The organism is Vibrio sp. 970 (genome assembly GCF_033339075.1).
On sequence record NZ_JAWOTW010000493.1, the window covers coordinates 1 to 620 of the forward strand.

The 620-nt window shown below is 45.8% G+C and carries 1 protein-coding gene; it reads left to right on the plus strand.

Annotated features, from left to right (window positions below; translation table 11 throughout):
- On the plus strand, positions 1-575 hold a 575-nt coding region (locus tag R7Q11_RS27495), incomplete at its 5' end, for an ATP-binding cassette domain-containing protein (RefSeq protein ID WP_225467149.1).
- Positions 576-620: the final 45 nt, after the last annotated feature.

A 620-nucleotide genomic window follows, 5' to 3' on the forward strand; every position in this document is an offset into this window, starting at 1 on the left:
AGTCGGAAAAAGAGCGTCGTCCGATGCGTCGTCAAATGCAGATGGTGTTCCAAAACCCATACACGTCTATGAACCCTCGTATGAAGGTGGCAGACATTATTGCCGAGCCAATTCGTTTCCATAAACTCACCAAGAATGAAGCAGAAACACGTCAAATCGTGAATGATTTGCTTGATCATGTTGGTTTGGGTCGCATGGCTGGCGTGAAATATCCTCATGAATTCTCTGCTGGTCAGCGTCAGCGTATTTCGATTGCGCGCGCTCTGGCAACTCGTCCTCGACTTTTGATTTGTGATGAACCGACATCAGCGTTGGATGTGTCGGTACAGGCACAAATTCTGAACTTGCTAAAAGATCTGCAAAGTGAACTGAACCTAACGATGTTGTTTATCAGTCACGATTTACCGGTGATTCGTCAGATGTGTGACCGAGTAGGTGTAATGCAGATGGGCACGTTATTGGAAGTCGCGCCTACCGAGCAGCTCTTTACTGCTCCACAGCACGAATACAGCAAAAAATTGATCTCTCTGATGCCTGAATTTACGGGCTTGCGAGAAGAAATCAAAACGGCATAAACCAAGTATTTCGCTTGGCTGATCTTTAGTCATTATAAAGACGCA